Below are 18,035 nucleotides of genomic sequence, written 5' to 3'. Positions count from 1 at the left end.
AAAACCCCCCATCAACCATTTCTATTAACAAAATAGTTAGACCGTAAATTTACACTACATTCAAGTATTGTTCCAACCGTTGGCTAAGAGAATTTAGTGTTATTGTATTGGCTATGTCATTAAAAAAATAATCCCTATAAGCAATATATATAAAGTGTTCACAAATGCTGAAATGGATTTTTGTGAATCAATGGATTTGTTGCCTAACGGTTGATTTTATCTACTAAAATAAAATATAACTCCATTGGAATTGACGGTAAAATACATTTTAATATTAGTATAGGGAGTGAAAATGATGAGAGAAATAAGTATTGCAAAAGTTATTACAGTAAAAAGAAAAGAAAAAGGTATCACACAGGATAAACTTGCTGAGTATATCGGTGTATCGAAGGCTTCCGTATCCAAATGGGAGACGGCTCAAAGCTATCCGGATATCACCCTGCTGCCACAATTGGCAACCTATTTTAATATAAGCATTGATGAACTCATTGGCTATCTCCCGCAAATGACAAAAGAAGATATAAAGAAAACATACCAACGGCTGGCTGAGGATTTTAGCAACAAGCCTTTTGATGATGTACTTGATCATTGCCGTGTCATTATAAAGAAATATTTCTCTTGTTTTCCTCTGCTACTGCAAATGGCCAAATTATTTGTCAATCATTTTGTCCTTGCTACAGAAAAAGAAAAGCAGGAAGCACTGTTACAGGAGGCCATTGATTTATGTATTCGGATTAAGAAGGAAAGTGATGATATTTGGATCGCGAAGCAAGCAAATTCAATGGAAGCGCTATGTCATATCATCTTAAATCAGCCAGTAGAAGCTTTGGAATTGCTTGACGAAACAATGAAGCCACCTATTAGTGATAACTTTTTACTCTCCAAAGTTTATCAAATGACAGGGAATATAGAGAAGGCAAAGGAAGCTTTGCAGGTCAGTCTGTATCAACATCTCCACGGCCTTCTTGCGCCGGCACAGTCATACTTGCTGTTGGTTGCCAATCGGCCTGAAAAATTTGAGCAGGCCCTTGTACGTTTTATCGAAATTTCAAAAATCTTTGAAGTAGAAAAACTGGACCCTAATTTGGTGTCGTTGCTATATTTGGCCGCAGCACAAGGTTATATGATGCAAAATAAACCGGAAAAAGCATTGGAAATGCTCGAAAAATACACATACATTTGTACGAACGTCCTTTTACCGTACAAATTGAAAGGAGATTCCTTTTTTGACAGTATTGAAAACTGGCTGAAGGATTATGATATTGAACCTCCTAGAGACGAAAAGATAGTAAAAGAAAGTATCGTACAAAGTGTTGTGGAAACTCCTGCATTTTTCCCATTGCACAATGAACCGAAATTCAAAAGTATTGTTGAAAAACTAAAAGCTCAAATTTAGAAGTGAACTGAGAGTGCCTACTTGATGCATTCACTTACCTTTTAGTTGTCAATTTAAGGAGGTAAACATAATGGGTGAAGAAAAAATTGTTTTAGGTGCTAAAACAAAGTACCCACTGAATGGAATATTAACCATTCCTGATGAAACAAAAGGATTATTTTCTGCAGTTGTATTGGTTCAAGGCTCTGGTCCAAGCAACATGGATGAAAAAATCGGAAACATTTATCCTTTTAAGGATCTTGCTGAGGGTTTGTCTGGAAAAGGAATTGCAGTATTGCGATATGATAAAAGAACATTCGTATATGGTAAAGAAATGAGAAATGATACGGCAATAACAGTAAAAGAAGAAACCATTGAAGATGCGATCCTCGCTGCAGAGTTTTTGCGAAGAGATGCACGTATAGATTCAAATAAAATATTTATTATCGGTCATAGTTTAGGTGGGATGTTAGCACCGCGAATTGATGCAGAAGGCGGTAATTTTGCTGGAATCATTATTATGGGTGGGTCTCCACGCAAATTTGAAGAAATTCTAATGGATCAAAATAACGAAGTTTTGCATTCATTGAATAAGCTTTTGAAAGGGATTGCCAGAAAACAAATAGCAGCTTTATCATCAAAGTTTGACAACATCTATAACCTAAATGATGAAGAAGCAAAATCAACGAGAGTTTTAGGAAAACATGTGAGAGCCTATTACTTGAAAGAAATGGGCGAACATCCATCTGCCAATTATCTCAAGGTATTAAAAAAGCCGATTTTCATTCTGCAAGGAGAGAAGGACTTTCATGTATCGATAGAAAAGGATTTTAATGGTTATAAAACAATATTGGGAGATAGACCAAATGTAACGTATAAGCTTTATCCAAACCTGAATCATGCCTTTATGCCCTCTGTTTATGGAGAGATACGAAAAGCGAAAAAAGAATATAAGGTTGCACAACATGTCGATCAACAAGTGATCAATGATGTTTCCGATTGGATTCAGGAGGAAACTGACTCATGAAAAAGATAGTCAACTGGAAACTTTTCTTCCTACTTACTACCGTAAGCGTCGTGACTGGCGTAATGGTTATGCCGTTTACATACGCGCTTGCGCCCCTGCCAGATAACGCGCCTTTGCAGATCATCATACCTGTGCAGATTGCACAAACACTGGTATTGGGTGCGCTGGCAAGCTTTTTCGGTTTATTTTTGGCGCGACATATTGGGTTTGGCGCACCGATTCTGGAGGGAATTACAGGCGGCGAAAAGCGAAAGGGCACCACATATCCCTCTTAGACATATAAAATAACTTAGACATCGTTTGCCCATTCTTTTTAAGCTTCTCCATTCATCTTTTACTGAATAGTATAAGAATATAACAAATTAGTTGAGGTGAAATATGGGTTTCAATCATTTACGTTATCTTGCGATAGGCGATTCCCTTACTGTGGGTATCGGTGTTCCGTTTTTGGATCCTGGATTTGTTGAATATTACAGATGTCTAAGCCAGCAAGCTTTAAAAAAGCGTATTTCTTATCAAAAACATGCAAGGTCAGGAGCGACGACAGAGGATGTTTTAACTATGCTCAATGCCCCAATTGTTACGGAAGCTGTAAATTGTGCAAATATCATAACGATAACAGCTGGAGGGAATGATTTAATAAACGCTGCTAAAGGATTTCTAATAAATAAAAACGAAGAAAGTATATCTCGTGCTATTAAACAATCAGGGAAAAACATTTCAAAAATGTTAGAAAAAATTCACCATCTAGACAAACAAGATAAATATATTTTACGCCTACAAAATTTATACAATCCATTTAGCGATATTCCTATAGCAGATGAGGCGATTAGAGCGGTTAATTCATTGATTAACAGTTTTGGTCGGGAATTAAATGTTAAAGTAGCTGATATCTATAGTGTATTTAAGGGGAATGAAAAAGTTTTATTATCATCAGGAGGCGTTCATCCTAATAGTAGGGGATACTATCAAATGGCATTAGCACTTAGTAGGCTCGGATATTCCCCGTTATAGGGCTAAAGGCTGTAAGTATAATTTAATCCTTTTTGTTTTATGAGCTATTACTTATTATTTTTCTAGCAAGAGGCTGAGTATCATTGTCAGTTTTTTGCTATTTTTAAGTTTCTTTCAGCAGGTGTCAAAACACCTACTGAAAGAACTTAAAGTCTCCGGTGAATGTCACGGAATCGGAAATGAGTTCTTTGTAGGATGTTAGCCTAAAATCATCGCATCCATGCGATAACGGCTAACTGACCTGCATTATGCAGGCCTAAGTACAAAGCCGATTCCAGACGCAATTATGCCGTGGCATAATTGATAAAAGTATCTTGTGACAAAAAGGTTGTGTTCGTCTTGTTCAACTCCCATGAAAGAACGTAATAATCTTTCATTTTCTTTGGTGTAGTGTTGATTGTACACGACATGGATGGCTAACGGGTGCTTTAGTGAAATAAAAAAGGCTTAGGAGTTGTTCCTAAGCTTTTTTGAGGTTGTAAATGAAAGAAATGTTATGAATATAGCATTGGTTTTATGTAGTCAAAAAGATTCTTTTGTTGGCGTTCGGTACAACGAGTGCTGGCAGACATGTACGTAACTCAACAGGAAAGAGACTACCTAAAAGTCTACAGCAGAAGATTTATATTTCTGTTTATAAAATGATTATTAAACAACAACATTTGGAATAGTTTCGGAGTAACCAACATCGAATTAAAAATAAAAAACATAACGGCGAGGTCGTTACGGTTAGGTAGTGATGAAATTACTCATGACAAGAATTATTTTAACCATATTAAAGTTAACGGAAAAATTATTATTCTTCTGTAGATATAGGGTTGATGAGTAAAATAAAAAAACCGGCAGAAAAAAGGTTGCCGGTTGAGGATGATAATTTAATTTATTTTGTATTGTTTTCGTTTCCAAATCGACCAGAAGCATGTTTTTTGTTAGCTTCTGCTTGTTGAATTTGTTGTCTAATTTGATTAATATCAGTCTCATTCCCGAATTCTTCGTTCATCGAGTTCATTGCACCAGAAGCTTGTTTTTTGTTAGCTTCTGCTTGCTGGATTTGTTGTCTAATTTGATTAACATCAGTCTCATTCCCGAATTCTTCGTTCATTGCATTTGGAATTGCATTAGGGGTTTTTTTGTTAAAGTTTTGGTTGTTGTTATTCATGGATTTCACCTCCTGAAATTAGTCTGTACAGAAGATGCTTTATTATTCGTAGATTAATTCTAATGAAGTAGTATATTCACCAACCCTCGTCTTATTTGGCAATGATAAAAAAGTTACGGTTATCAACGTCTTTCAAAGATCTTCTAATATATTGAGTCTTGAAGAGGATTTTCAGTACTTTAACTACTTTATCAAAAAGTATTTAAATGGTAATCCAGACATAAACGTGAATATTATGGTATCTATGCCCCATGTATTCCGTAATAAACTAAAAAAGTTGAAGGTTAACAATGTGCTAAGGACTTATAACAATTATGGCCAATACTAATAACTGATAGGTGGGTTATTTTAATGAGTCTTATCTTTATATTCCCAAAAGTATGACTGGCTCCGCATGTAAAGGAGTCGAATTTTAAAATTTACGACTGTCAATAATGAAGCAATTAGTTGAATTATTATTTGCAGAATCGTATCTTAAGTAATGACAAGTTTTTTTAGTATTTAGGTTTGTTCCTGATTGGAGAGATAATAATGGGAAATACTGATAAGTTTGAAATGATAGCTAATATATATGACACTCCTGAAAGAATCCAAATTGCAAAGGTATCATCAGATGCGGTCAGAAATTATTTAGTTGACGCTAAAAGCAAGAATGCTATTGATTTTGGGTGTGGAACTGGTCTTGTCGGAATGAACTTGTTAAACGAGTTTAATTCTATGCTTTTTCTGGATACATCACCAAACATGGTTAATCAAATAAAGCAAAAAGTAACCAATTTTAATATTCAGAATGTAGATACATTATGCTTTGATATTGAAAAGGAAAGTATACCGGATGTACATGCCGACTATATTTTTATGGCTCAGGTTCTACTCCATATTCATGATGTTGAATTAGTTTTATCAAGATTATTTGATGTTCTTGATGAAGGAGGACATCTATTGATCGTAGATTTTAATAAAAATGAAAAAATAGTTTCAGATATTGTTCATAACGGATTTAATCCAGAAGAGCTAACAGACATTATGACTAAAATAGGGTATAGAGATATTCGATTCAAAACTTTTTATACAGGAAATAAAATATTTATGGGACAAGATGCGTCTATGTTTATTCTTGATTCAAAAAAGGGACATCTATAAGAAATGGATTTCCTTCAAAGAAAAAAATAAAAAGTGACATTATTTTTGGTATGTAACATTTCTGATTTATAAAGGAATGCTGTAATGGCGCCATTTATTGAACAAGTCGAGTTTTCGTACGACAAATAAAAAAATGACCAGGCGCTCATAAGAATTAGCTTTGCTGGTTTTTTTAATAATCGTTTATTTATTGGAAACTATATACGTCACTTCGCAAGAATCTCCACTACCACCAATAGCCCTAGCTTTAATAGTTGGTGACGAACTATGTGCACTGAAATCGTTAGAACCTATATAAGGATTATCAAAATACAGAGCTATTTCACCATCAGGGACTTTATAAAAAATCGTACCTTCAACGCCTGTCATAATACCAGCGGAATCTGCTCGGAATTTTCGGGTTCCTGTTTTTATCCTATAAAATACTGGTAGCCAAAAACTAGGCTTAAATGGGCGAGAAATAGTTGCCCTTAAAGATAATAATGGAAACTATATATGATAAAGTCACATGTAACTAGGTGTGGCTTTTTAATATATCTTAAAAGATTAAGTGTGACATTGAAAATTGAAAGAGGAAAAATTAAAAAGGTCACCGGAGGATAGTGACCCTTAGTAAAGAATAGAAGGGAAAGGATAAGTTTGTATTATCCTAATAGTTAGGAGCATTAGAGACGGTGTTAGGTATTAATAACCTCTATTCAAGAAACTAGCGCCGACAATAATTAAAAGAATGAATAGAACAACAATTAGCGCAAATGCTGAACCTGTACCAGAACCACTACCATAATATTCAGACATAGTAATTTCCCTCCTTTCTATGATTTATAATATGCACAGTATTCAAAAGGGATATTGATAATTATCTATATAATGTAAAGTGTTTTTAGAAAGGAGGGTGATGGAAATTCAAATTTGTAAGGTGATTGGTAATAAGTCCATTAAACAAAATAATAAAATAAATTGAATACTATAACAGTGTGAACTCAAAGAAGAACAGAGGGATAGACTTTTATCTGAATTCAAACAATAACATACAGGTTTAAATAAAAAGGATCACTCAGGTAAAAGTGGCCCTAGAATAAGGAGGTGTAAGGCTAATCTGCTTTATCCTATTTTTTATTCCTATGTTGTGAACAAAAAAGGTTTTCATTAATACAAGAAACTAGCGCTGACAATAATTAAAAGAATAAATAGAACGACAATAAGAACGAATGATGAGCCACCATAGCCACCACCGTAATAGCAATTGTTATTGTAATTACCTATATTACCGTAGTATCTCATGAAATTTTCCTCCTTTCTATGTCTAGTTATAGAAAGTTAAGGAGGTATTCATCCTATTGGAAATTTTTGGAATTAGGGTGAAATTGCTTTTTTTCATCGTAAGTCATCTAAAGAAAGATTTAAAGATGATAGGGTAAAAATAATGTTAACTAAAGGTCATATCCAATAGGGGATGGCTTTTTATTATGTAATATGGGACAGCAATGTATTAATAAAAACTATGGGCGAGGTAAGAGTTTGCTATCCCGAATCCGTTGTATGTAATGAGTATTTGGTTTTTATTTTTTAAATTGTAATTTTAGAGTTATTGTTAAATGTCACTAACATTGCATAACTTTGGTTGCCGCTACCACTTTTGGAATATCAGCAAACACAGATAAGGATAACGACTCTGCATTGCAAGCTTCCGATTCCAAGTACGTCTATTTCAGCTTGTTCAAGAAAGACTCCTTAACGGAAGCGGACACTATTTATGCTGGGGGAGTGAATACCTTGCCGCATTTTGGCCACGGCAGATTTAGTAGCCGCATTTACTCCAGGTGATTCTTTGTTATGGTTGGCGGTAGCTCTTATATTACTAGGTTTAGGTTGGAACTTTGGCTTTTATTAGTGGCACGGATATTATTATTGACTCAACGACTATTCACACTCGTGCAAAAACGCAAGGCTCAATAGATGTCTGGGTTGCTCTCGGTGGCTCAGCGGGTAGCCTGTTATCAGGAGTTGTCGTGGCTGACTCAAGCTATGCGATTTTAGGCTTTATTTATTTAGCGCTACTTTTAATTCTAGTAGTCGCATGGGCTAAATATAAAGTAAAACAACAAGAGAAATATATTTAGGCTTATGAAAAAGGCTATCTCTATGTACAGTGAAATCTGTAAATAGAAATGGCTTTTTTGTATGTCTAAATTTGTTTGAAAAATTCAGTCTCCTATCATTTTAAAAACCTACAATGAAGGCAAAGGAAAGGAGTGTTGTAGATGAAGATGAAAGAAATTAGTCTTGTTGTAGTTCTAATATTGGCAGGTTTTATAACAAATGGCGTAGTCGTACATGCAGATGATCACGAACATGAAGATAAAAAACATGAAAAATATAAAGAATATAAGGACTATAAAGACGATGATGATGACGACGATGAGAAATATTACTATGACGATGAAGAAGAAGGTGAAACTTACTACTTTCAAGACGCTGTAAGTGAAAAGGGTACTTGGAATATTTGGACACGAACAGTTGCAGCAGATAAAGAAGTATTACCTTTCACAAGCTCTCAAAAGGTCACGTTAAAGGTAGAAGGTACAAATAAGGAGCAAAGCTTTTTTGTTATACCAAAAGATGGGGAATTTTTTGTACCAGGAAAAGCAGTAGCACAGGTTTTAGGAGCAAAAGTAACCTTTTACAAAGCAAGTAAGATTTTAGATATCCAATATCAAGAAAATGAATTAATTTTCCGTGCTGGAACTAACGTTGTCTATGATAACAATATGAAAACACCATCTCCTGCACAAGCATTTTATGTAAATGAAGAATTATATGTACCTATTAGTACAATAACAAATGGCTTAGGCTATATAGCGGAATGGCAAGAAAGTAATCAAACGTTTGTCTGCCAGCCAATTACAAATTAGGGGGAAGCACTATGAAAGATCCGAAAAAAGCAAAGTGGGTATTAGGTGCGTCAGGGATACTTTTATCTGCAGCGATACTAACCCAAATTAACAGCCCAACACAAGCCGAAACTACACGCACAAATAATATTCAGGATGTAGATCAGGAAAATATGACAAAAAAAGAAAAAGAACTAGTGCAGCTTGATTGGACAAACTTTGAAATTACAAGTCAACCTGCTGTCAAAAGCGAGCGCAAAACGAAAAGAACTTAATGGAGTTGGTCATGTGGATACACTAACTTTACAAATAATGAATACTGAATTATATATAGCTATGCCAAAAGGTGTTCATTTCAGATGGAAAGAAAAAGCAGAGAAATGGCTTCATTACGTAGCAAAAGAATGGTCAAGATTTCAATCAAATAATGAATTATCACAACTAAATGATTTGAAAATCGGAGAAACGCTTCGCATTAGTTCGTTATTATATGATTGTTTAGTGCAAGCAAATCAATATTATCAACGTTCTAATGGTTTATTCTCACCGTATCTTAAACGCCAATTAGAACAGCATGGCTACAATCAATCTTTCCCATTTGATTCAGCTAAAAGTAAGGCATTTCAAAACAAACCTCTGATTGCAAATCAACCATTTCAATTTCTAGGCGATGAGCAAGTCATGAAGGTAGCACAGCAGGAAATTGATTTGGGTGGATTTGCCAAAGGGTATGCCATTGAAAAATTGGCGAATTGGCTTGAGCAAGAGGTATCGCCTGATTTCGGACTAATAGACGGGGGAGGGGATATGAAAATGTGGTCATCTGGGGAAAAGACTTGGACAATCGGCGTGGCAGATGCCTGGGATAACGACAAGGAAATTAGCTCTATTAAAATGAAAACAGGTGCTATTGCTACATCCAATCGAGTTTATCGAAGCTGGATGCAAGGAACAATGAAGAAACATCATTTATTGAACGGACAAACAGGTGAAATCGCAGATACAGAAGTATTACAAGCTTCAGTCGTAACGTCCTCTTTATGTGATGCGGAGGTTGGTGCAAAACTGTGCTTTCTTATGGATGGGGATGAATTGCAGCAATGGTTCGAAAATAATTGTCAACAAAGTGCTCGCTTTATCGTTAAAGAAGGGCAAGCAGCAAATTGGAGGATGACGGGGGAGAAATAAATGATCCTAAGTACGTGGGAATGGATTCGATTATTAGGGTTTTTAGCGTATTTTTACTTTACAATTTCCATTATATTTGGTTTATTGAGAAAATCAGCATTTGTAAAATCACATAAAAATTTAATTTATCATATACATCAAGATGCGGGATGGCTAGGCTTAATCACCGTAATAGCGCATATGTTAGTGCTTTTAATCGATCATTATGAGCCTTATAGTCTAGTAGAGATTTTATTCCCGTTCTCTGCTGAATATCAGTCTCTATCATCAGCTCTTGGTACAATTGCATTTTATTTGTTTTTAATGGTTATCATGACATCTGATTTATGGATTCGAACAATGAATCGCTCGTTATGGAAAAAGCTTCACTTTCTTGTGCTACCAGCATGGGTATTATCACTTGCTCATGGAGTGCTTATTGGAACGGATACAGAAAATGCGTTGATTATCATGTTTTATGTAGCTTCTGCGGGAATTACCTTGTTAATACTAGTAGCAAGAACAATAAGCCAGTTCATGAAAAAAGTAAATATTTCAACGTCACACAATAATTAAAAGGAATCGGGACTGTTTAAATAAGCCCCGATTCCTTTATATTTATATAGGGAATTCAATATGAAATGTAGTGCCTTTATCTACTTTACTTGTTGCGTAAATTTTCCCATTATGTTGCTCCACTATTGCTTTTGCTATGGCAAGACCTAAACCAGAGCCATTTCGTTGACGAGCAGCATCACTTCGGTAGAATCGCTCAAATACTAAAGGCAATTCCTGTTCAGTCATACCAACGCCGCTATCAGCAACAGTAATTTTTATAGAGTCTTTATTTTTTAAAAGCGCAAGCGTTATTGCTCCACTATTTGTATATCTTATCGCGTTGTCTAAAAGAATATAGAGCAGTTCTTGTATCTTTGAAGCATCACCAAGCAGCTCGATGTCTTCTTGGATTTCAGTAGAAAACTGGATTTCAGGAGGCATAATCCTTTGGAATTTCGTGCTCACTTTTTGGAGTAAAGTTGATAATGGTATGGTTTCTTTTTGGATGGAAATCTGCTGCTGATCATGTCTTGCTAAGAACAGCAGTTTTTCTATTAGCTCTTTCATGATTTCAGCCTCGTCTTTTAAATCCGCAATTAATTCTTTGCCAAAAGGGCTTAATTGTTTTGCTTCCTCCACTTCTAAAATTTCAAGTGAACTATAAAAAATACTTAGCGGTGTTCGTAATTCATGAGATGCATCGGATACAAACTTTTTTTGTTTATTGAACGACCACTGAATAGGTATCATCGCTTTACCTGCCATATAATAGCCCAGTAGACCGATTAAGACTGTCGAAATACACGTTAATAATATGAGTAAATACTTTGCCATTTGGAAAAAGTGATGCTGTGACGTCACAGATTTACCAACAAAAATATACCCTACTACTACATCGTTGTTGAAAATTGGCTTTTTTAGAAGAAGAAAATGCTCTTCTTGCCATTCATAATGTTTTACGAGTTCCTCATTTGTATTGCTATTGCCAAATACTTTTTCAACCTGTTTCTTCAGTCCTTTGAACGATTCGTCACCATGGACAAATGTATGATCCTTTGTGTAAATATAGTAAAAAAAATTGCGATTTGGGTCATAACTTAAGGTTTTTGTGTCTGCATAAACGTGTTCAAAAAAATCGTGCTCTTGCTTAACATAAAAGTCTTCTAATTCGTTTAGTTGTTGATGTTCCATTAATTTAACGAGGGAAAAGTATAGAACTATAACGAATAATGAAAATAATAAAAAGTAAAGCGCTGCATACAAATAGGATAATTTTTTTCTCGTTTTATGAAACATTAGTGTTCCCTCAGTTTATAGCCAATACCTCTGACATTTTGAATACGTGATTTGGATTGACTATCATCAATTTTTTTTCGAACAAGTTTGACTAAAGCATCTAAGGAATTATTCGAAACATCGTAATCGTAGCCCCATATATAAATACAAATCTGTTCTCTTGTTAGTACACGACCTTTATTGATAAATAAATATTCTAACAGTAAAAATTCATTTTTAGTAAGGTCAACTACTTCATTATTGTACAAAAACACTCGGGAATCTACATTTAGCTGTAATTGATTGATCTGGATGACCTGTTCTATCACTTTATCTTTTCTTCGTAGTAAAGCGCGAACTCTTGCTAAAAGTTCCTCTATTTTAAATGGTTTTACTATGTAATCATCTGCGCCACTATCAAGTCCTTTAATGATGTCTTCTGTGTCGTCCTTTGCTGTTAGCATTAAAATACTACCATTAAATCCAGTCTTTCGTAGCTGCTGGCACACTTCTATTCCACTAAGCTGCGGCATCATCCAGTCTAAAATAACAAGATCATATTTCTCTGTAAGCGTATGGTCTAGCGCATCCTGCCCATTCTCCGCTTCTGTCACATTGTGAAATTCTTTCTTTAAAATATGAACGATATTTCTTCTTAGTCGTGCATCATCTTCTGCTAATAATATTTTCAAGGTAGCTTCCTCCTATTACCTATATTCAGCTAAGTATACGCATAAAAAAATGAAATGAAACTGAAAAAAGCTCCTTCCTCCACTATATGTATTCCATACTTCGATAAGAGTTGAAATTTTTCCTGTCTATAATGATCTTAGACAAAGAAATAGGGGGACAATCATGAATATTTATAAATTTATAGCTTTATTAGTTTTAACGACTTTTTTAATGGGGTCTTCATTTGCCATTGTTAAATTGGGATTGCCGTATTCATCTCCACTGTTATTGGCTGCACTCCGCTTTATTCTGGCAGGGGTAATGTTGGCTGTTATCGTGATCGCTTTAAAGAGACCACATCCGACCTCAAAAGAAGGCTGGATTAAAATTTTAACGATTGGAGCATTTCAAACTGCTGGTGTAATGGGCTGTATCTTTTTAAGCTTACGGACGATTACGGCAAGTGAATCTTCTATTCTAACATTTACAAATCCGTTGCTTGTCGTCATATTTGCTACGATATTTACGAAGGTACGTTACCGATTGTATCAATGGTGTGGTGTTTTGTTGGGGTTAATTGGTGTTACGATTACAATGGGTGCACAAGTTGAAGTGCAAATCGGAATTATCTTTGGCATTCTGTCGGCCGTTTTTTGGGCAATTGCGACACTACTAGCTAAAAAATGGGGCGTTCTTTTTGATACATGGGTGCTATCAGCCTATCAAATGCTTTTTGGTGGTTTACTACTTTTACTGGCGAGTTTTGTGTTAGAACAACCATTTTTTACTGTGAATAGTCATTCAGTATTCATTTTATTATGGCTCAGCATTTTCTCATCAATTGTTCAATTTGCAGGCTGGTATTATCTTTTACAAAATAGTGATCCTGGAAAAACGAGTGCCTTTTTGTTTTTAGCTCCTTTTTTCGGCGTGTTAACAGGTTGGATACTATTAGATGAACCATTAAAACCATCATTAGTCGTCGGTGGACTGTTTATTATTGCTGGTATATATTTAGTGAACCGTAACTTTACGGCTAAAAATATCCGCGGAGAGACTTTGAAAGATAGTCGAGCATAGACTGTCCGCGGAAAGAAGGAAAAGCCTTGCGCTTGTTTAAACATCTAACTGAAAAACTTCTTTAAAACCAGCCCTTCCTTTTTCAGTCACTTTAATGGCACGAATAGATGGGACACGAGTCACCCAACCCAAGCTTAAAAAATGTGTAAGCATTCCTTGACCAAGTGCACCAGCTAGATGATAACGTCGTTCACTCCAATCCAAACATGCATGGGAAAATGATCGACGCTTTCTTTTTAAATCATCTAAATCAAGACCGAAATCTGTAAAAAATTGTGCACCTTCAGACGTTATGAGAAACTGCTTTTCTTCTAGCTTTAGATAACCCGCGTTAATCAATGAGTCTGTTAATTGAACGCCTAGTTTACCAGCTAAATGGTCATAGCAAGTTCTTGCACCCTGTAATAATTTCATTTGGCTAGATTGTTTTAAAGAGCGTACTTCAGGTGGGGGAGAAATTGCTAGGAAAGATTCTAGTAAATGTGCAATTTCTTCGTCTGCTAACTGAAAATATCGATGACGACCTTGTTTCTCTACTTTAACAAGTTTACCTTCTACTAACTTAGCGAGATGAAAGCTAGCAGTCTGAGGTTTAATAGCTGCCATATAAGCTAATTCACTGGCAGTATGAAAACGACCATCCATCATACTAGCAAGCATTGTAGCTCTTGAAGTTTCTCCAAGGAGAGATGCGATTTCAGCCATGTTTGGATTAATCCCCATTTGTCACAATCCTTTCTGCATTCCATATTTCGATTTCCGTATAAGTATTTATCGTTTACAATAATACATAATGAGGAGGGAGTAAATAGCTATGGAAACATATTATGCCGTAATTTTTACATCAGAAAGAACAGAAGAGGATGGAGAAGGCTATGCCAAAATGGCAGAACTAATGGATGAATTAGCACAAAAGCAGCCTGGTTTTCTACGTGTAGAAAGTGCTAGAAATGCCGAAGGGAAGGGGATTACGGTATCCTATTGGGAATCGCTAGAGGCTATTCAGGCATGGAAGGAAAATTCAAAACATCTAGTTGCACAGCAATTTGGCAAAGAAAAATGGTATATGCAATATAATGTGGAAATTTGTAAAGTTATGAAAGATTATTCTTTTACAAAGAATTAAATCGAGAAAACTATTATTTCAATGATAGAAGGAGTTAATATATGACTACATCTATTTTAGAAGAATGGCATGAACAAAGGAAAAATTTTAATCCTTCTAATCCGGCTAGTATTAATCACATGCATGAGTTCAAGGAAAAAGTGAAACTTCATGAGCAAACTGAGGGGAATTTAAGGATACTTGTAGACATCTACTGTATGCTTAGAATGTATTCAGAGGCATATAAAATTTTCACTTCAGTTATGGATTTAGGGAACAAGAAAGATCAGAAAAAATTTGGATCAATAAAATATTACATAGATAATCCAAATTGTGTGAAGCCTTTGTATCCTTGTAAAATTAGAGAGGATAAAACAATTAAAACGGTAATACCTAAATTTAAATATTTGCCAGACCCAGTACAATCCAAAATCTTTGAAACTGAAGAAGTTGTTACTTGTGATTGCTGTGAACAGGAAGTAGATGTTTATTATACTGGAGGTATTTACGCTATTGAAGAGGCTGAATACCTCTGTCCTACATGTATACATAGTGGTGCAGCTGCTAAAAAATACGACGGTTCTTTCCAGCAGGATTTAATAAATGATGAGACGGTTGTAAATGCCAATTTCACTGAGGAAATTATGTGTAGAACGCCTGGTTATGTTAGTTGGCAAGGTAATAATTGGATGGCTCATTGCTCAGACTATTGTGCATTTATTGGCTATGTTGGCTGGAGTGAGTTAGTGGAGTTGGACATTACAGAACAATTTGAAAATTATACTGGTTTTTCTACTGAGGAGTTGTCAGAATCACTGATGAATAATGGGCATCATCAAGGGTATTTATTTCAATGCTTACAATGTGGTCGTTATGTCCTTTATTCTGATTTTAGTTAAATTTGAAAACCAGTATATCTTCATTCAGTAGAAGACTTCTACCTCTTAAAGTGGTGAGATGAATGAGGATGTGGTTTCTTGTCAGGGTGTCCAAACATCTACTGAATGAAGATAAAGCCTCTGGCGGATGTTACGGATTTTTTAAAGGAATGAATTGTGCGGGCACAATTCAAAATCCGAACGCAATTACGCCAAGGCGAAATTGATCTGATGAGGAGGAGGAGAATTGGACAATTTTTTTCAACGATATATTGATTCGTGGCGCTTTAATGGTTGGTTTTTCCACGATATCTTTCTAGGTATTGTCCTTGGCGTTGGATTTTTATTGTTATTGTATGTTTTGTTTAAACGCCGACATAAAGGTGCTTTTGTCATAATTTTTATCCTTTATGCTTTTATGGGTAATATTTTGATGATTGCTTTTGGCTTAGCTGGTCGAGGCTTCCCAATCAATTCCGAATCTCCTATTTATACTGATGATTCACAGAAAATTGCTGTCCAAATGGTTGGAGGATCTGAAAATAACGGTACAACTTATGGGATTACGCAAATTATTTCACATCATCAAATTGTAGCAATTAATTTGCAAACAGGTGAAAAACAGTGGACGAAATCTTCTTCAAGTAAAGAGACACTCATTGGCAATTTTATGGGGGGACTTCTTGTTCATCGTAGTGATGATGAATACGGAAAACTTTCACTCTTGGATATTCAAACTGGAAAAGAAAAGCTCTCTGAAAAAGAATTTGCGAAAAAACACAGCCAGTTAATAGATGTTTTAGATAGTGGTTCCCACAACATAATCTTGTTGCAAAATAATCTTTATTTTGAGGGTATCGATGGGAAATTTTATCGCTTTGATGGCAAAAATTTAAGCGAAGATAACAAAGCGGAAAAATATCTTTCCACAAAATTTTTCATAGAATCCGATATTCCAGGTTATTTTGCATCGCATAATCAACCGTTGGAGGATTATGATGAGGTTCGAGAATTTAGTAGCAATGTATTAGCTGAACCTGCTATTCAAGCATACAAGAATCTAGAGCCAGTGGTAGTAGATGTGGATCTGCAACAACAAACAGCTCTTGTATCTTATCGACAAACGAAGCGAGAAAGTGCTGACCGTATCGTATTACTTTATGATATGAAAGACCATCGTACTATTTGGGAAGAAAATATAGGTGTTGTAAATACTGAGCAAAAAAATCCGGGTGTTCGTACATTAGAGAACTATTATGCGATTCAAGCAGGAGATGAGTTTCTGTTGTTAGATAAGGACACGAAAAAAGAAATGTTCAGATATCAGCTACGTTGGAATCGTCCAGTTCGAGAAAATTAATAAGCATGGTATGATCCCCTCCAAGAAACGGCTTGGTGGGGATTTTTATAGTTTGGGTCAGGGTTGCTCTATATATCACAAAATGATATATTATTTAACGATATATCATTTTGTGATATATTGGAGGTGTAGACAATGAAATCATTAGAGCAGCTAACAGATTCTGTTTTTTATATTATGGCTGCCTTAACAGAGCCTCGACACGGCTATGCGGTCATGAGTTTAATAGAGGAGACAACAAAGGGTACTTTCGTAGTTGGTCCAGCATCCCTTTATACAATTATTAAAAAATTATTAGCTGAACAACTTATTCAGCTACATGATGATTCGGATTCTCGCAGAAAGGTCTATGTCTTAACGGATAAAGGTCGAGAAATATTGCTCGAAGATATTGAAAGAAGAAAGACCATGATTCATTTAGCAGAGCAGGGATTACAAAGGGGGCAAAAATAGTGCGAAATAAGAGATATATGCCATCAATGGGTTTAGCTTTTTCTGAGGCACTCGATATGAAAGAATTAAGCAAAAAAGCTGCGGAGGGCTGGCATTTAAAAAGATTTCAATGTGCAGGCTATGGGCTAGAAAAGGGTGAACCAGAAGAAGTCATTTTTAGTATTGATTATCGTAAATTACAGAAGGCTGACGAAGAGGAGTATTTTGAACTATTTGCTTACGGTGGCTGGACACATGTATGCTCAAGCGCTCATATGCATATTTTTAAGGCAGCTCCAGAAACGACACCTATTTATAGTGATGCTGAGTCCTCTATTGATAAATTAGCTCGTCTTGCAAAGCCTGTAAATCTAGTAGCATCAATTGCACTTGCAATAACTATGGTATTATGGGTATTTATGACATTTACCTCTGGGACAATTCAACACATTGCAGAGCAAGGATTTACAGGTTCCTTTATTTTTACTGTTCCAGCGATAATGACTTCTGGTGGTGTTTACTATCATATGTGGAAAAACCTACGATTAAAATCAAAGCATATATGAGAAAAACAGCTGAAGCATTTCGAGGGCACTGAAAAAGTCGATTTGCCACAAAAAATGTGATGCAAATCGACTTTTTTGAGTTTCTAAATCCAACAAAAGACAGATTTATAATATAAAAAAATGAATTTCTTTAGTTTTTCAGTGCCCTCAGCATTTCAGCTGTTTTTTTATGACCGCGGGATAGGAGTCTCGGAGCGACGGAAAGAATTCAGGCACCGACGGAAAGAACCCAGGCAACGACGGAAAAAAACTCGAGGCGCCGGATAGAATTAGCGTCGACGGAAAGTAGGGTCTCAACGACGGATAGAAGACATGGAGCGACGGAAAGAA

At 35.6% G+C, this 18,035-nt stretch carries 21 protein-coding genes and 1 pseudogene; 16 read left to right on the top strand and 6 right to left on the bottom strand.

The annotated features are described in order from the left end of the window. Positions 1 to 295: 295 nt before the first annotated feature. The 4 genes from AN161_RS26535 to AN161_RS26520 all read left to right on the top strand — a co-directional run bounded on the left by AN161_RS26535 (position 296) and on the right by AN161_RS26520 (position 3,416). The gene (locus tag AN161_RS26535; RefSeq protein ID WP_053597308.1) at positions 296 to 1,396 is read left to right on the top strand and encodes a helix-turn-helix transcriptional regulator; all 1,101 of its coding nucleotides are present in this window, start codon (positions 296 to 298) and stop codon (positions 1,394 to 1,396) included. A gap of 70 nt (positions 1,397 to 1,466) precedes the next feature. Further along, positions 1,467 to 2,402: an alpha/beta fold hydrolase gene (locus AN161_RS26530; protein WP_053597307.1), complete on the top strand. Its 936-nt coding sequence runs from the start codon at positions 1,467 to 1,469 to the stop codon at positions 2,400 to 2,402. After that, positions 2,399 to 2,677, top strand: coding sequence for a hypothetical protein (locus AN161_RS30280; protein WP_053597306.1), 279 nt, complete (start codon positions 2,399 to 2,401; stop codon positions 2,675 to 2,677). The genes AN161_RS26530 and AN161_RS30280 overlap by 4 nt, the downstream gene beginning before the upstream one ends. Positions 2,678 to 2,780: 103 nt before the next feature. Beyond that, complete coding sequence (locus tag AN161_RS26520) at positions 2,781 to 3,416, top strand: GDSL-type esterase/lipase family protein (RefSeq protein WP_053597305.1); 636 nt, start codon at positions 2,781 to 2,783, stop codon at positions 3,414 to 3,416. A gap of 880 nt (positions 3,417 to 4,296) precedes the next feature. On the opposite strand, the gene AN161_RS26515 is transcribed toward AN161_RS26520, so the two are convergent. Further along, complete coding sequence (locus AN161_RS26515; protein WP_053597304.1) at positions 4,297 to 4,575, bottom strand: gamma-type small acid-soluble spore protein; 279 nt, start codon at positions 4,573 to 4,575, stop codon at positions 4,297 to 4,299. A 531-nt stretch (positions 4,576 to 5,106) separates the two neighbouring features. On the opposite strand from AN161_RS26515, the gene AN161_RS26510 reads away from it, so the two are divergent. Further along, complete coding sequence (locus AN161_RS26510) at positions 5,107 to 5,718, top strand: class I SAM-dependent methyltransferase (RefSeq protein WP_053597303.1); 612 nt, start codon at positions 5,107 to 5,109, stop codon at positions 5,716 to 5,718. Positions 5,719 to 6,402: 684 nt separating this feature from the next. On the opposite strand, the gene AN161_RS28030 is transcribed toward AN161_RS26510, so the two are convergent. Then, a complete protein-coding gene (locus tag AN161_RS28030) occupies positions 6,403 to 6,516 on the bottom strand; it encodes a YjcZ family sporulation protein (protein ID WP_075807374.1) in 114 nt (37 codons plus the stop codon). A gap of 351 nt (positions 6,517 to 6,867) precedes the next feature. Further along, positions 6,868 to 7,002 (bottom strand): YjcZ family sporulation protein, encoded by a 135-nt coding sequence (locus AN161_RS28025; protein ID WP_075807373.1) that lies wholly within the window; start codon positions 7,000 to 7,002, stop codon positions 6,868 to 6,870. Positions 7,003 to 7,501: 499 nt separating this feature from the next. Here AN161_RS28025 and AN161_RS26500 point away from each other — a divergent pair. The 5 genes and pseudogenes from AN161_RS26500 to AN161_RS26480 form a co-directional block, all read left to right on the top strand. Continuing rightward, positions 7,502 to 7,841: pseudogene (locus AN161_RS26500) on the top strand (MFS transporter); the annotation flags it as partial. Positions 7,842 to 7,982: 141 nt separating this feature from the next. Beyond that, positions 7,983 to 8,633, top strand: a complete 651-nt coding sequence (locus AN161_RS26495) for a copper amine oxidase N-terminal domain-containing protein (RefSeq protein WP_143115080.1) — start codon at positions 7,983 to 7,985, stop codon at positions 8,631 to 8,633. A gap of 11 nt (positions 8,634 to 8,644) precedes the next feature. Next, positions 8,645 to 8,887 carry a hypothetical protein gene (locus AN161_RS26490; protein ID WP_053597300.1) on the top strand — a complete coding sequence of 81 codons (243 nt, stop codon included), beginning with the start codon at positions 8,645 to 8,647 and terminating at the stop codon, positions 8,885 to 8,887. Positions 8,888 to 8,900: 13 nt separating this feature from the next. Further along, complete coding sequence (locus tag AN161_RS26485) at positions 8,901 to 9,800, top strand: FAD:protein FMN transferase (protein ID WP_241774667.1); 900 nt, start codon at positions 8,901 to 8,903, stop codon at positions 9,798 to 9,800. Then, a complete protein-coding gene (locus AN161_RS26480; protein WP_053597299.1) occupies positions 9,801 to 10,355 on the top strand; it encodes a ferric reductase-like transmembrane domain-containing protein in 555 nt (184 codons plus the stop codon). Positions 10,356 to 10,397: 42 nt separating this feature from the next. Here the strand turns inward: AN161_RS26480 and AN161_RS26475 are convergent, their stop codons facing one another. Together AN161_RS26475 and AN161_RS26470 are read right to left on the bottom strand one after the other, a co-directional pair. Continuing rightward, positions 10,398 to 11,633 carry a HAMP domain-containing sensor histidine kinase gene (locus AN161_RS26475; protein WP_053597298.1) on the bottom strand — a complete coding sequence of 412 codons (1,236 nt, stop codon included), beginning with the start codon at positions 11,631 to 11,633 and terminating at the stop codon, positions 10,398 to 10,400. Continuing rightward, on the bottom strand, positions 11,633 to 12,304 hold the full coding sequence (locus AN161_RS26470; protein ID WP_053597297.1) for a response regulator transcription factor: 672 nt from the start codon (positions 12,302 to 12,304) through the stop codon (positions 11,633 to 11,635). The genes AN161_RS26475 and AN161_RS26470 overlap by 1 nt, the downstream gene beginning before the upstream one ends. A gap of 163 nt (positions 12,305 to 12,467) precedes the next feature. Between AN161_RS26470 and AN161_RS26465 the strand changes: the two genes are divergently transcribed. Then, a complete protein-coding gene (locus tag AN161_RS26465; protein WP_053597296.1) occupies positions 12,468 to 13,364 on the top strand; it encodes a DMT family transporter in 897 nt (298 codons plus the stop codon). 36 nt (positions 13,365 to 13,400) lie between these two features. On the opposite strand, the gene AN161_RS26460 is transcribed toward AN161_RS26465, so the two are convergent. Next, the gene (locus AN161_RS26460) at positions 13,401 to 14,087 is read right to left on the bottom strand and encodes a helix-turn-helix transcriptional regulator (protein ID WP_053597295.1); all 687 of its coding nucleotides are present in this window, start codon (positions 14,085 to 14,087) and stop codon (positions 13,401 to 13,403) included. Positions 14,088 to 14,178: 91 nt separating this feature from the next. Here AN161_RS26460 and AN161_RS26455 point away from each other — a divergent pair, with 91 nt between their 5' ends. From AN161_RS26455 to AN161_RS26435, 5 genes are all read left to right on the top strand, one after another. Then, complete coding sequence (locus tag AN161_RS26455; RefSeq protein WP_053597294.1) at positions 14,179 to 14,490, top strand: antibiotic biosynthesis monooxygenase; 312 nt, start codon at positions 14,179 to 14,181, stop codon at positions 14,488 to 14,490. A gap of 41 nt (positions 14,491 to 14,531) precedes the next feature. Beyond that, on the top strand, positions 14,532 to 15,368 hold the full coding sequence (locus AN161_RS26450; RefSeq protein WP_053597293.1) for a CbrC family protein: 837 nt from the start codon (positions 14,532 to 14,534) through the stop codon (positions 15,366 to 15,368). 226 nt (positions 15,369 to 15,594) lie between these two features. Then, positions 15,595 to 16,707: a PA2928 family protein gene (locus AN161_RS26445; protein WP_053597292.1), complete on the top strand. Its 1,113-nt coding sequence runs from the start codon at positions 15,595 to 15,597 to the stop codon at positions 16,705 to 16,707. A gap of 135 nt (positions 16,708 to 16,842) precedes the next feature. Then, a complete protein-coding gene (locus AN161_RS26440; RefSeq protein WP_053597291.1) occupies positions 16,843 to 17,160 on the top strand; it encodes a helix-turn-helix transcriptional regulator in 318 nt (105 codons plus the stop codon). Then, on the top strand, positions 17,160 to 17,705 hold the full coding sequence (locus AN161_RS26435; protein WP_241774666.1) for a DUF2812 domain-containing protein: 546 nt from the start codon (positions 17,160 to 17,162) through the stop codon (positions 17,703 to 17,705). The genes AN161_RS26440 and AN161_RS26435 overlap by 1 nt, the downstream gene beginning before the upstream one ends. Positions 17,706 to 18,035: the final 330 nt, after the last annotated feature.

It is taken from the genome of Lysinibacillus sp. FJAT-14222 (assembly GCF_001278875.1).
In the GTDB taxonomy this organism is placed as follows: domain Bacteria; phylum Bacillota; class Bacilli; order Bacillales_A; family Planococcaceae; genus Lysinibacillus; species Lysinibacillus agricola.
This window is presented reverse-complemented; position numbering and strand designations above follow the sequence as displayed.